The organism is Aliiroseovarius conchicola (assembly GCF_041403445.1).
Classification (GTDB): domain Bacteria; phylum Pseudomonadota; class Alphaproteobacteria; order Rhodobacterales; family Rhodobacteraceae; genus Aliiroseovarius; species Aliiroseovarius conchicola.
In genome coordinates this window covers 445,515-458,892 of record NZ_JBGEHL010000001.1, presented here as the reverse complement: position 1 = coordinate 458,892, position 13,378 = coordinate 445,515, and the positions used below count along the sequence as shown (strand labels likewise).

The window sequence follows — 13,378 nt, the reverse complement described above, 5'->3', positions numbered from 1 at the left end:
GCCCGTGGGCTATTGAACTGCGGAACAATAAATTAGTTGGAGGTCGCCATGGCAGGCCACTCAAAATGGGCAAACATCCAGCACCGCAAAGGTCGTCAGGATAAATTGCGCTCGAAACTATTCTCGAAACTCGCAAAAGAGATCACCGTGGCTGCAAAAATGGGCGACCCGGATCCGGACAAGAACCCGCGTTTGCGCATGGCCGTGAAGGAAGGCAAAAGCCAGTCTTTGCCCAAAGACGTAATTGACCGTGCGATCAAGAAGGCCGTTGGTGGAGACGCCGAGAACTATGATGAAATCCGCTATGAAGGCTACGGCCCGAATGGTGTGGCGGTGATCGTGGAAACGATGACTGATAACAAAAACCGTACCGCGTCGACAGTGCGCTCGACGTTCTCAAAGAACGGTGGGAACTTAGGTGAAACCGGGTCCGTGGGCTTCATGTTCGACCGTAAGGGCGAGGTCACATACCCGACCGAGGTCGGTGATGCAGACACTGTGATGGAGGCCGCGATCGAGGCCGGAGCAGAAGACTGCGAAAGCTCGGAGGACGGTCATCGTATCACATGTGCTGACACTGATCTGAACGAGGTCTCGACAGCATTGGAAGCCGCACTGGGCGAGACCGAGTCGACCAAGCTGATCTGGCAGCCCAACATGACAACAGAGCTTGATCTAGAAGGCATGCAAAAGCTGATGAAGCTTGTCGACGCTCTGGAAGACGATGATGACGTACAGCGTGTGACAACAAACTTTGAAGCGACAGACGAAGTGCTGGCGCAGCTCTAAATCCATATAATCTTTGAAGAAAAGACCCCGGTGTGGCCCATGTTGCGCCGGGGTCTCTTGTCTTTGACGGTCATCCGGTGTCATGTCGCCGGATGACAGCGACAGTGCCTCAGATACACCGCCCCGCCTATGGCGTCGCATGGATGCTTTTGGCGGGGATGTGTTTCGTCGCACTGAATGCTCTGGTGAAGTATGTCGGTCAGACACTGCCGTCGTCGCAGGCGGGATTTCTGCGGTATCTTCTGGGTCTTGTGTTTGTCCTGCCCGCCTTTGGGCAGGTGTCTCGCGCAAGGTTCGTTCCGCGTATCTGGGGGCTGTTTGCGGTAAGGGGCGTGGTGCATACTGGTGCGGTGTTGTGCTGGTTCTATGCGATGACCCAAATTACCGTGGCCGAAGTGGTCGCGATGAACTACCTGACCCCGATCTATGTGATGCTTGGCGCAGCGATCTTTCTGGGCGAGCGATTTTCGTCCCGACGTATGGCCGCCGTTGTGTTCGCCTTTGCGGGTGTTTTGATCATCCTGCGCCCCGGCGTTCGCGAGCTGCAAAACGGGCATTTGGCGATGGTCTTTGCTGCCATCTTTCTGGGAATTTCCTATCTGATCGCCAAACGGCTCGCGACCGAGACGACGGCTGCCGTGGTCGTCTCGATCATGTCGATCACCGTGACGATCGGCCTACTACCGGTGGCGATGTGGGTTTGGGTGCCTCCAACATTGTCCGAGCTTGCTTGGCTGCTGCTCGTCGCGTTTTTTGCGACGCTTGGACATTATTCAATGTCGCGGGCTTTTGCCGAAGCGCCCGTGTCGGTAACCCAGCCGGTGACGTTCTTGCAGATCATCTGGGCAGCCACGATGGGGGCCGTGTTGTTTGCAGAACCCGTGGATATATGGGTGGTTCTTGGTGCTGGTATCATCATGGCCGCGGTCAGCTATATCACTTGGCGCGAAACCATCTTGAAGCGCCGCGTGACGCCCAATCCGAATGAACCCAAGACGTAAAAGGGCGCCTGCATGAGGCGCCCCTTTGCAGTCTTACAGGTGTATCACTCTGACCAGCTTACGCCTGTTAAGTCGTTGGCCTGCGTCGGAGCGTTCTCCCACAACCCGTTGATCTTCGCATTCGCAACACCGGTTTTCGCCAACTGGAACAGGTATCCGTTGACATAGTCGCTGGCGATAATCTGCTGCATTTCCGCCAATAGCTGAGAGCGCTGAGCGGGATTGGTTGTCACCGACAAAACATCGTTCAGCTCTTGAAACTCACCCCGATCATATTGGAAGTAGTAATCCGGGCGTGCGTAGATGTTGATGTCTGCGGGTTCGGTATGGCTGACGATTGTCAGATCATAGTCCTTGCCTTTGAACACCTGCTCAATCCATTGCGCCCATTCCAGATTGGCGATCTCGGTCTCGATCCCAACATCGCGCAATTGTGCAGCGATGATTTCGCCCCCTCGGCGGGCATAGGCCGGCGGTGGCAGCATCAAACGCAGCTTGATCCCTTCTTTGCCCGCCTCTTTCAATATCTGGCGCGACAAATCGGGATCGTATGCAGAATTGGCAGTTAGATCCATATAGTCGGGATTATGCGGCGCGAAATGCGTGCCGATGGGGGTGCCATATCCAAACATTGCCCCGTCGATGATCGCCTGTCGATCTATGGCATGTGCAATCGCTTTGCGTACGCGAACATCATCAAGATGCTCGGCCATGTTGTTGGTGGACAAGATCGTCTCACCCTCGGTCGAGCCGACAATGACATTAAAACGCGGGTCGGCTTCGAATTGTGCCAGCGTTTCTGGTGCCGGGAAGTTCGGGAAGGCGTCGACATCACCAGCCATCAAGGCCGCAAATGCAGCGTTCGGGTCCGAGATGAATTTGAACGTGGCTTTCTCGAGCGCAGGCGCGTCACCCCAGTAGTTGTCGTTACGCTGGATCGTAACGTGATCACCCTTTGCCCACTCTACGAACGTAAATGGCCCTGTGCCGACCGGGTTTGTGGCAGCGGTGTCGATACTTTCGGGGGCCACGATGACTGCATCGCCCCAGGCCATGTTGAATGGAAGATTGCCGTTGGGTGTGGAAAGCTTGATCTCGACCGTGGTTGGGTCCACTGCAGAGACGCTTTCGATGTCCTTGAACAACGCTTTCTGAGCATTCGTCGAATCTTCAGCGCGCGCGCGGTCGAGCGAGAAGACAACATCTTCTGCGTCCATCGTGGTGCCATCATGGAAGGTCACGCCATCGCGCAACTTGAACATATAAGTCAGCCCATCTTCGCTGACGGACCATTCGCTGGCGAGGCCGGGCAGCACCGAGCCATCCGGGCCAAATCGGGTGAGGCCCTCAAAAATATTGGCGTACACGACCTCATCAATCGCAGCAGCAGCGCCGCCGGTGGGGTCAAGATTTGGTGGCTCCAGCACCATGCCAAGTGTGATTGCGTCATTTCCGGCAAGCGCGGTCGAGGCCATCAGGGCCCAAGCCGCAGCAGTGAATTTCAAGTTGGTCATGGCAGTCCTCCTTTCCCGATTGGCGGGATAGGCCATATGAAACGCGTGAAAGCAGCTCATGGCAAGGGAAAGACGTTCCGTCACCTTCCCTTTGATTTTCTGCAACGCAGCATTATAGTGCCGCAAGCGAAGAGGATCAGGGGAGGAGACACCATGAGCGCCTCGGCCAAAATCAGAACACCGACACCGTCGGATATTCGGGCACGTAAGGGCGAAACGCCTCTTGTAGTGTTGACAGCCTATGCCACTCCGACCGCGCAAATGATGGATGCACATTGCGACATGGTGCTGGTGGGCGACAGCGTGGGCATGGTGATCCATGGGCTTCCCGATACGCTTGGCGTGACCATGGAGATGATGGAGATGCACGGTGCCGCGGTGAAGCGTGGCCTAACGCAAGCGATGATGGTCATCGACATGCCTTTCGGGTCCTATGAAGAAAGCCCGGAACAAGCGTTTCGCAACGCAGCCCGCCTGATGCGAACCACCGGTGCGGCGGCGGTTAAGCTGGAAGGTGGTGTCAGCATGGCCGAAACCATCCGCTTCCTGACCAGTCGGTCTATCCCGGTGATGGCACATGTCGGCCTGACGCCCCAAGCGATCAACACGTTAGGCGGTTACAAGGTGCAAGGTCGTGGTGAAGATCGCGAGCGCGTGATGGCGGATGCCAAAGCCGTCGAGGATGCAGGAGCCTTCTCAGTCGTGCTTGAAAAAGTGCCAGAGAGCTTGGCGAATGAAATCACAGAAGCCGTCTCGATCCCCACAATCGGCATCGGCGCATCGGCGCAATGCGACGGACAGGTTCTGGTGGTGGATGACATGTTGGGCTTGTTTACGGCCTTCAAACCGAAATTTGCCAAGCGTTATGCCTCCCTGGGTGAAGATGGTGAAAAAGCGATTGCCCAATACGCAGACGAGGTGCGAAGTCGCAGTTTCCCGGCACCGGAACATGTCTTTGCCGAAGAGGTCAAAAAGAAATGAAGATCATCCGTAGCAAGGACGAGCTGCGCACCCTGCGTCGCAGCTGGATTTTCAAAGGCGAGCGTGTGGCCGTTGTCCCAACAATGGGCGCGCTTCATGCCGGACATTTGTCGCTGGTCGAAGCGGCGAAAACCCGTGCCGACCGGGTGATTGTTACGATTTTTGTGAATCCCAAGCAGTTTAACAACCCTGACGATCTGGATGGATATCCGCGCACGGAAGAGGACGACGCTGCCAAGCTCGCCCCGTACAACATCGATGCGCTGTATGCCCCAACCCCAGATCAAATCTATCCCGAGGGTTTTGCCACCAATGTGCGTGTTTCAGGTCTGACCGAGGATCTGGAAGGTGCCCATCGCCCAGGCCACTTTGACGGCGTCGCGACAGTCGTATCGAAATTGTTCCTTCAATCCCGTGCCGATGTCGCCTGTTTTGGTGAAAAAGACTATCAGCAGATGTTGCTCGTGCGCCGCCTGTCAACGGACCTGGATATCGAAACTGAAGTGATTGGATGCCCAACCGTGCGTGAGGACGATGGGCTTGCCATGTCGTCGCGCAACATGCGTCTTTCGCTGGAAGAACGGGCAATTGCCCCTGTTTTGAAATCCGAGATGGACCGCGCGGCATCGGCAATTCGGCGAGGGGCTGATATTCGTGTCACATTGGACAGTGCCAAACAACAGATCAAGAATGCCGGTTTTGATGCCGTCGAGTACTTGGAGCTTCGGGACGCAGAAACACTGGCGCCCGTGACCGACCGGTCCCGACCCGCGCGACTATTGGTTGCCGCGATGCTGGGTGATGTACGTTTGATCGACAATATTGAAGTCTAAATCCTGCGGTGGCTCAAGTTGTGAGCCTTAGGGGCGCTGCCCCTCGCCCTTTGGGCTCACCCCGGGATACTTGAAACAAGAAAAAGACAATTGCGCTCTTTTTTCTTGTTTCAAGTATCCCCGCCGGAGGCATCCGACCGTGCCGTTACGCGATACCGCGATGGGGGGTGCCGCTATCCGATCAGCTCGTGCAAAACCGATGCCATAACTCCGGCGCTATCGATCATGTCTTGGACCCCGACCCATTCGTCAGGTTGGTGTGCGAGGTCAAGAATGCCGGGCCCGTAAGCGATACAGTTCTTCAACTTGCCGATCCGGTCGATATGCTTTTGATCGTAGGTGCCCGGTGACACGACGTAAGAGGGCTGCGCACCCAGAACCTTTTCGATCGCAGCAGCTGTAGAGGTGACAACCGGGGCATCCTTTTGGGTCATCGACGGAATGACCTCGTGCATGTCGCGGATCTCATACTCGAAATTCGGACGCTCGGCGCGGATGGTTTCCAGCATTCGTTTGACCTCGGCTTTCACCTCGGAAATGTCTTCTTCCATCAGGAAGCGGCGGTCGATCACGATGCGGCAACGGTCGGCCACACAAGGTGCGGGAAGACCCGTATAGTCGGCATCATGTTCGGGTTCTCCGCCATGGATTGAGTTGATGTTCAGCGTGGATTGTTTGGCGCCTTCAGGGACCACCGGCATATCGGTTTGTTTCGTTGCCAATAGGGGAAATAGGTGGCGCTCCATCTCTTCCAGCACCGCACCCATATGACGGATTGCACTGTCACCAAGGAAAGGCATCGAACCATGGGCGATGCGCCCCTTGGTCTCGATCTCGGCCCACCAAACACCGCGATGGCCAAGGCAAATTCGGTCTTTGTTCAGGGGTTCCGGGATGATCACATGTTGCACGCGTTCCGGGTTGAAGTAGCCTTTTTCAGCCAGATACGCGACGCCGCCATATCCACCGGATTCCTCGTCCGCCGTGGCGCTGATCTCGACGGCCCCTTTGTGATCGGGATGAACGGCAACAAAGGCTTCTGCCGCAATGATCGAGGCCGCCAGCCCACCCTTCATATCGCAAGCGCCGCGGCCATAGATGCGGCCGCCCTCCAGTTCGCCACCGAACGGGTCTTTGGTCCAGCCATGCCCAACCTCAACCACATCATGGTGGCTGTTGAAATGCACGCAATCACCGGGATGCGACCCTTCGCGGCGGCAGATGACATTCCAGCGCGGGTATTCGGTGCTGTCACCGGGTGTGCCCTCTGCGCGTACCATCTCAACCTGCCAACCCTGCGCGCCCATGCGTTCCGCGATAAACGAACAGATGCGGCGGTAATCGCGGCCGGGCGGGTTTAGGGTCGGGATGCGGATCAGGTCTCGAGTGAGCTTGATCAGATCGTCCCGGCGGCGGGCAATCTCGGTCAAAAGGGGGTCATTTGCGGGTTTCATGAGTGAAACCTATGCAGGTTGCACGCCCCAGACAACGAGAGTTTTTATGCGCGCGCATTTCGACCAATTGGCGAGCGAAAACGCTGTTGTGGGTCTTTAAATCGCGCTAAACTCAACCTAAATAGAGATGTAATAACAATTAACATCAAGCCAGGGCGATCCGAAGCCGGGCTATGTGGTGGAATAATAGGAGGGCATATGTCCAGTTTTGATAAACAGATTCGCGAAAGCCAAGCGCAGGTTCAAGAAGCGCAGTCCAAAATTTCCGAGCTGACAACACGGATTGAAACCGCGCGCGCGAAGGCGGCGACGGGCGAGGATATCTCGATTGATATCGAGAACGCGACACTGGACGATGTGCATGCCCATACCGAGGCGATGAATGCCAATATCGCGGAACTTATCATGGGGCTTGATGACGTAACATCCGGTTTTTCAACAGATTTTGATCAGATGCGGTCGAAGACCGGGTGGGAAACGTTTGTTGGCATCTTCTCCAAGGGCAAGTCTGAAAGCCTGCGTCAGGAACGTATGCGCACGGCGTCCATCGACGACAAGTTGCAGGAGCTGATCGCCCAGTCGGATTCGATTGTGAACCTTCTGGAAGGCCAGTTGGCGATGCTCAACGAGCAAAAGGAAAAGGTTGGTGCGAACCTGACCACCACGCTGGATGAACGCGAAATGACCGTGGGTGAATTGGAAGCTCTGCGCGCTGAGATTCTGGGTATGGATCCCAAGATTATCGAGCTTGAGGGCAAGATCGCCAACGAGCAGGACGCGGCCAAACGCACGCAGCTGGAAACTCAGCTGGCCGATCTGAACACCCAGTACAATGAGATGGTGCAAGACGAGCAAGTGAAGCTCGCCAAGTCGCAGACGTTGGAGCGCTATATCGAGAAGGGTAAGACCTGGGTCGATTCACTGCAAAACCAAGCGGCGACGCAGATGGTGCTGATCAACAAGTTGCAGACTGACACCAAGCAACGTGTGGTGCTGTATGACGCGCTGACCAAGTCGTTGAAAACCGCGCAGCAGCAAGACGTCGCCCACCGGATCAACGAAATCGGGGTCGAGACTGACAAGGAAGCGCAAGCCGCGATGGCGTCCATCGGGACGGCGACGAACCAGCGGATGGCTGACATGATGGAAGCCCACGAAGATCAGATGATCTTTGCCCGCGACGTGTTGGAGGCTAAGGCTAAGGCGGATGAGCGCTTTGCGCGCCGGTTCCAGGCGATTGTCGAGAAGCATGACAAGAATCTTTATGGGCAATGAAGCTTAATCTAATGCGGGAATCGAGAACGGATCGGCTCTGGCTTCATAACCGACAGCGTTGGTTTGTTGAGTTTCTTGTTTGGACGATAGGGCTGATGGGGCTGCTCGCGTGGTTTTCTGGGCTTCCTGTCTTGTGGCTTCTATTGCTTCTAAGCCCAGGAATTATTGGTGTGATGCTCGGGCAAATCATTAGGTCAAGCTACTTGAAAGAAAAGGCTGAAAACCAAGAAACAACGGTTAATCCAAATGTCTAACAACATCAAAACCTCCGAACGCACCTCTGCCGGTTTCGCCCCGCGCGACCATGCCGAGCTGACGGACACGCGGATCACGCGGCGGTATTTCTCGAAGTTCGAGAAGATAACCGCGCATCTGGCCCGTGTCGCCGGACAGATGGAGGTTGAGGGGAAGTTAACCCGGGACGAGGTTGACGTGCTGGCGCGCTACCTCATCCAACTGGGCCTAAGCTTCAAGGCGCTCGCCAACAAGTACCATATGTCCGAAACGGCTTATGGGCTGGGCGGGGCGACGTTGACGTTCGACAGGCGCGACAGCGGGTTCCCGATCCATGCTGAGCTTTTACAGATGGCCTCGGATGCCGCGCAGGCGGATACGCATCTGAAAGGCATGGCCACGGTCGAAGACCTGAAAAGCCAGATGGTCAGCCAGATTGTGGGCGATCTGTCCGTGCCGAAAGCGCTGCAATATTCACTGTCGCAGAGGCTCTATTACGAAGAGCTGGCGAAGGGCGAGCTGTTCTGGCCGCAAATGCATCCCGACGTGATCTGGCGGTACAATAAAGGCGAGGGGCGCGATCCGCGTCGCGTCTATCTGGCGCATTGGGCGGTTTATGACAGCGAGGTCAATCTGCCCACCATCTATCTGATGGAGCTTGAGGACACAGGTCGCACTGCGCTGCCCAAGGACGAACGTCGCTGGCCTCAGGTCCAGTCGCATTTGATGGCACAAAGCATGGCGGGGCTACAGCTGGTGACGATTGCAACGGGGTTCGACAAGGACTTCGACGACCTGCACCCAAAACGCCTGCGCCGGTTTCATGTGGGGCCGATGTACAGCCACACGTTTACCCGCCAAACCGGCCCGTTGCGCGAGGTGCTGGAAGAGGCGAAAAGCCCCGCTGGCGAAGACTGGGCGCTGGCGTGGACGGTTGAGGAATTGAAAAGCCAAAGCGTGAAGGAAGAGAAGTCCGGCTGGTTTGGTAAAGTCGAACGCGAGATTTTCGCGATTGATCCATTTGCTGGGTCTGGCTCGGGCATTGGCGCCTCAAGCATGGAGCGTGCCATCATCATGCCGGAACGCCCCTTTCAGGTGCTCGCCGAAAAGAACCCTGCCGGGTTCCACGACGTGCGCAAATTTGTTGTTAGCCCGGGTGGCCGGGTGCTGTCTTACCGTTGATTTTAGGAGTGTTTGATGTCTCTACCCGCTGACCTGATGGAGCTTCGTGAAGAGGAAATCCGCGCGCATTATGGCGCGGCTGCGGGGCTGTTGGATGGGTTCGATCACACGCCCCGAATTGCCAAGCCGAAAGAGGCAGCTCCTACACAGGAACGTAGCCCCGGTATCAGCCGTACGCGCCGGTTTCGCACGACCACACCGGGTCTTGTCACACGCTCGACGGCGCGTCCCGAAGGTGTGCATCTGGTAGAGCGGATCGAGGGCGCAGACGGGGATGACCCGCTGGTGTCACCGCTTCAAGCGACCGTTTTGCACGCGTTGCGCCGGGGCATCGCGATTGCGTTGACAGTGGGTGATGGCTTTGCCGAACAAACTGAACTGGCCGCCCTGCGTCGTGCCAACCTTGAGGGGCGTCTGGGTGCCGACAAGTCCACGGCGTTCTCGGAACTTCTGACCGCTGAGGCGCTGATCGTCCTGCACGTCTTCGCCAACGCGACATCTTATCTGCTGGCGGATCACGCCACTGAGGCGTCGATTGAAGTCGGCGCGGTCGAGGAGGTTCTGACCGACAACGCACCGCTTGCCCTGAACGGAGCGTTGTGGGAACTGGATCAGGAACTCGCCACCTTCGCGACATCCGAAGACAAACTGGTCGCCACCGTTTTGGCCTATGTCGAACAGTTGATGGAGAAGGTCGCCCTGCGCGCCCAGACGGCTGGCCATCTTGGCCCCTTTACTTCGGCGGATTATCGGGTCGAGGCGGATGACTTGACGATTTCGGGCTTCACGCCGTCGCGCGCACATCGCGGCTCAAAAATCACGATGACCTTCAAAAAACCGCATGAGGTCGTCGGAAACCACATCGCGAAATATCAGGCGATGAAGCTGTCAAAAATGCTGATGGCCTATGACTTTGACCGCAAACTGAACCCGTTCGCAGAACTGGGCGGCTTCATCTTTACCTTTATGGGGGATGGTGCTCCGGGCACTGGGAAAACCACGCTGATCCAGATGATGGCCGGGCTGGTGAATGACTACTGTGCGGTGGCGGGCTATCCGTTCCGATACCAAAACTTCGGCATCGACAATATCGACAGCTATCAGGGTAAGTCGGGGCAGAACGCAAAGGCGTTTATCAACAATGTGCTCGACCCCAATGTGATTGGCTTTGGCACGGTGGATGACATCGACCAGATCGCGGGCAAACGCGGGGATCGGCAGTCTTCTGCGGGCCAGCAAGAGGTCACGGCGGTTCTGATGGAAAGCTTCGCGGGCGCCAATACGGTGGTGCGCGGGAACTGCACCTTTGGCATGTTTTCAAACTACCCCGAGAATGTGGACGATGCCCTGCGCCAACGTGCCGGCGCGCGCTTCCTCGTGGACGGTCCGCAAACGCGGGACGACTATATCGACATCCTGCACCTGCTGATGGGCAAGAACCACGACATCCCGCTGGGGAAACACGAACTGTATGGCGCGCAAGAGATAAAATCCGCCGTCGCCCGCAGTTTCGAGGCGCATAACCGCCCACAAGAAGACGGGCTTTTGGCGGTCTTTGACAAGGTGCATGACAAGATTGGCGCGCTTGATGACATCGCGAAAATGGGCACGTACCTGAAAGCCATTCAAGAGGCCGACCCACGCTTCACCGGTCGTTCGATCAAGAACATCACCGACGCCGTGAAAGTCCGCGCGATGGATTTTGAACTGCCCGACGAATGGATGGAGAACCCCGATCAGTTCCTGGTCAAAGACTATGACACCAAGAAAGACATGATCGCAGAGCTGCGCGTGCCCATCACCACTGACATGGTGATCCAAGAAGTGAACCGCTACGCCGATTCAGAGTTCCGCTATGCCGACAAGTCCGATGAGGTCGCCATTGAAGCGTTGGTGCGAGACTTCGGCCGTCAGGAAGCGGCGAAGAAACGGTATTTGGAGGGGGAAGGGTGAGAATTGTGATGCGTTGGTGGTTCTTGCTTCTTGTGCTGCCTTTTGTGGTTGGTTCGGCGGTGTTCTGGCTTCTGGTTGAACCCGCTCTTGCGGATAATGTGTCGATCCCTGCCGTGTGGGGGCAAGTCGTTGGCATCTCTATGCCGTTAGGGATCGCGGCATTTGCTTTGGTCACCATGGTGCGGCTCGTGATATCGAAGAGGGCGTAAATTTTGGCACTCTTGAAAAACAGAGAGCAGTCTATCGCGGCAACGCCGCGACGCGCCCGACCCGCCCCACAGGGCGGGCGCGTTCCGCACCCACCCTCGGGCCGGACGCATCGCTCATCGTGGAAAAGTTAGGGAAGTATTTGATGAACCAGATTCCGACTGCATTACTCGTTCCCATTGCGCTTCTTCTACCTTTAGTCGCAGCTAGCCTCTTTTTGGGTATAAACAGCTACCGATTTGGAGACTTTGGCGTTTTCGCTATTGTTTTAGGCCTATATTCGCTCGTCCCGCTTGTTGTGTCGGCTGGTGCCGTATGGATTTGTCGTCGACTAAACACTACTGAAGATGGGATTCTGAGCGCATCCAAAATATCCAATTTCTTGATACTCAGTTATGGAATTGTGCTGAGCTGGATGGTGGCCTTTGGGGCGTCGGATTCGAGATTAATGCCCAACTATTGGGAACTCGGTTTCAAACTGATTGCCTGTGTGATCGTCCCATTTATTGTTGGACGGGCGATATTCATCGCTGCGGCTAGGGGCCATAGCTGGTTCGAAAACAGAACTCTCGCTGAGAAGGGCGCTACAAAATGAAACGCCTCATCCAACGCGGCCTTATGTTTGGCAATCTGATCCGGGTCGACAGCCCGGCGCTGATCGAGCGGTATAACCGTGCACTCAAGGGGTTGGCGGGCAAGCAGATGAAGTTGAAAGAATTTCATATTGACGTCTCCGGTTTCTCGCCTGAAATCGGGCAGGAGCTGGACGATCCGCTCTACCTCAACCCCAATGGTTGCAACCGGCAGTTCATCATTCTGACGGTAGACCAGAAGAAAGCGCCGCTGCTCAACGCCATGTTCTCGACCTCGCGCGGGATATTGCGGCAGTTCATTGCGGATAACGAGGCGAAGCTGTTCGCGCTGACCGCCCATGACGCGGTGGCGGGCGAGCTGATGAACTCGGTCTTTGATATCTCGGACCCATCGCGGCTGTTTGATATTCGCAAGATTATGATCGAGGCGGATACCACCCAAAGCCATGTCAAAAACGCGCGTGAGCTGGCCGAGAAGATCGACCATTTCCAGACTGCTCCGGGCGCGTGGTATGATGGCGAACTGATTGCCGAGATGATCGAGCTTGCCCGTGAAACGGGTGACGTGACCAAGGTTCCCGTTGATCTGGGCGTGCAGGAGTTTGAGCAGGGCAATTTCTGGACCGCGCATTTCGGCGGGCTTTATATCTTCCGCGATGTGCAAAGCCCGGCGGTGATCGTCTCGGGCGATAAGGACCGGTTGGATCGTTATCCCAGCATGCCCTTTATCGACATGAGCGAACCCAATCGGATCGCCAGCTTTCTGCGAAAGAACGATCTGGTCGAGCCGGTGGTGCGCGCGCGCGGCGTAAATGGCGCAAGCATTCTGCGCCAGAAAATGGAGTTTATTTTGGTCGACGCAGCCACATCGGCCGGGATTGATCTAGGCGACATGTCATCGCGCACGCTTAGGCATGTGGGGCAGCGGATGGGGCGTGATTTACCTGCCGCATTTCATGGGCTGGCCGCGTTGGTGCGCTGGGCCGAAGCTGGTGGCAAATGGCCGCGTATCGACAGTCGTCACCCGGCGTATTATTACACTCTGCGGGCCCGCCCAGATCATCCGGATCGCGACCTGATCAACCGCCTATTGTCCGAGCTTGCGCCGATGGATTTCCGCCAACTTTTCATTTGCCATAAAGAGTTTTTCTATGCTGCCTATGCCACATGGCCCGACGAAAAGCGTGAATTTGTGGCAGAATTCTTGCATCGTGACTACATGGCGAACAAAGCCGGTGCGCGTGACGCGCTGTTCGGAGGGCGCGAAGACGCGTTAAAAATGCCGAAGGTGACACGGGAACGAAACCGTGAGGACCTGATAAAGGTCGTGGGTCCTTGGGGCGCGGTGAACAGGAGGTAACG

General features: G+C 56.4%; 12 protein-coding genes. 10 read left to right on the top strand and 2 right to left on the bottom strand.

The window, feature by feature from the left end; translation table 11 throughout:
- The first annotated feature begins 48 nt into the window (after positions 1-48).
- Both V6N04_RS02205 and V6N04_RS02200 read left to right on the top strand, forming a co-directional pair.
- Entirely contained in the window at positions 49-789 is a 741-nt protein-coding gene (locus V6N04_RS02205) for a YebC/PmpR family DNA-binding transcriptional regulator (RefSeq protein ID WP_371168478.1), read from the top strand.
- A 92-nt stretch (positions 790-881) separates the two neighbouring features.
- Positions 882-1,790 (top strand): DMT family transporter, encoded by a 909-nt coding sequence (locus V6N04_RS02200; protein ID WP_371168627.1) that lies wholly within the window; start codon positions 882-884, stop codon positions 1,788-1,790.
- A gap of 44 nt (positions 1,791-1,834) precedes the next feature.
- On the opposite strand, the gene V6N04_RS02195 is transcribed toward V6N04_RS02200, so the two are convergent.
- The gene (locus tag V6N04_RS02195; RefSeq protein ID WP_371168477.1) at positions 1,835-3,304 is read right to left on the bottom strand and encodes an ABC transporter substrate-binding protein; all 1,470 of its coding nucleotides are present in this window, start codon (positions 3,302-3,304) and stop codon (positions 1,835-1,837) included.
- Positions 3,305-3,457: 153 nt separating this feature from the next.
- Between V6N04_RS02195 and panB the strand changes: the two genes are divergently transcribed.
- Positions 3,458-4,285 (top strand): 3-methyl-2-oxobutanoate hydroxymethyltransferase, encoded by an 828-nt coding sequence (gene panB, locus V6N04_RS02190; RefSeq protein ID WP_371168476.1) that lies wholly within the window; start codon positions 3,458-3,460, stop codon positions 4,283-4,285.
- A complete protein-coding gene (panC, locus tag V6N04_RS02185; RefSeq protein ID WP_371168475.1) occupies positions 4,282-5,118 on the top strand; it encodes a pantoate--beta-alanine ligase in 837 nt (278 codons plus the stop codon). Before panB ends, panC begins: the two co-directional genes overlap by 4 nt.
- A 173-nt stretch (positions 5,119-5,291) precedes the next feature.
- On the opposite strand, the gene V6N04_RS02180 is transcribed toward panC, so the two are convergent.
- Positions 5,292-6,572 (bottom strand): acetylornithine deacetylase/succinyl-diaminopimelate desuccinylase family protein, encoded by a 1,281-nt coding sequence (locus V6N04_RS02180; RefSeq protein WP_371168474.1) that lies wholly within the window; start codon positions 6,570-6,572, stop codon positions 5,292-5,294.
- 198 nt (positions 6,573-6,770) lie between these two features.
- Here V6N04_RS02180 and V6N04_RS02175 point away from each other — a divergent pair, with 198 nt between their 5' ends.
- The 6 genes from V6N04_RS02175 (at position 6,771) to V6N04_RS02150 (ending at position 13,376) form a co-directional block, all read left to right on the top strand.
- On the top strand, positions 6,771-7,847 hold the full coding sequence (locus tag V6N04_RS02175; RefSeq protein WP_371168473.1) for a coiled-coil domain-containing protein: 1,077 nt from the start codon (positions 6,771-6,773) through the stop codon (positions 7,845-7,847).
- Between the two features lie 246 nt (positions 7,848-8,093).
- Positions 8,094-9,263, top strand: coding sequence for a hypothetical protein (locus V6N04_RS02170; RefSeq protein WP_371168472.1), 1,170 nt, complete (start codon positions 8,094-8,096; stop codon positions 9,261-9,263).
- Between the two features lie 15 nt (positions 9,264-9,278).
- Positions 9,279-11,216, top strand: a complete 1,938-nt coding sequence (locus V6N04_RS02165) for an ATP-binding protein (protein WP_371168471.1) — start codon at positions 9,279-9,281, stop codon at positions 11,214-11,216.
- The gene (locus tag V6N04_RS02160; RefSeq protein WP_371168470.1) at positions 11,213-11,425 is read left to right on the top strand and encodes a hypothetical protein; all 213 of its coding nucleotides are present in this window, start codon (positions 11,213-11,215) and stop codon (positions 11,423-11,425) included. Before V6N04_RS02165 ends, V6N04_RS02160 begins: the two co-directional genes overlap by 4 nt.
- 143 nt (positions 11,426-11,568) lie before the next feature.
- A complete protein-coding gene (locus V6N04_RS02155) occupies positions 11,569-12,018 on the top strand; it encodes a hypothetical protein (protein ID WP_371168469.1) in 450 nt (149 codons plus the stop codon).
- Positions 12,015-13,376 carry a DUF6638 family protein gene (locus tag V6N04_RS02150; protein ID WP_371168468.1) on the top strand — a complete coding sequence of 454 codons (1,362 nt, stop codon included), beginning with the start codon at positions 12,015-12,017 and terminating at the stop codon, positions 13,374-13,376. Before V6N04_RS02155 ends, V6N04_RS02150 begins: the two co-directional genes overlap by 4 nt.
- The last annotated feature ends 2 nt before the right edge of the window (positions 13,377-13,378 follow it).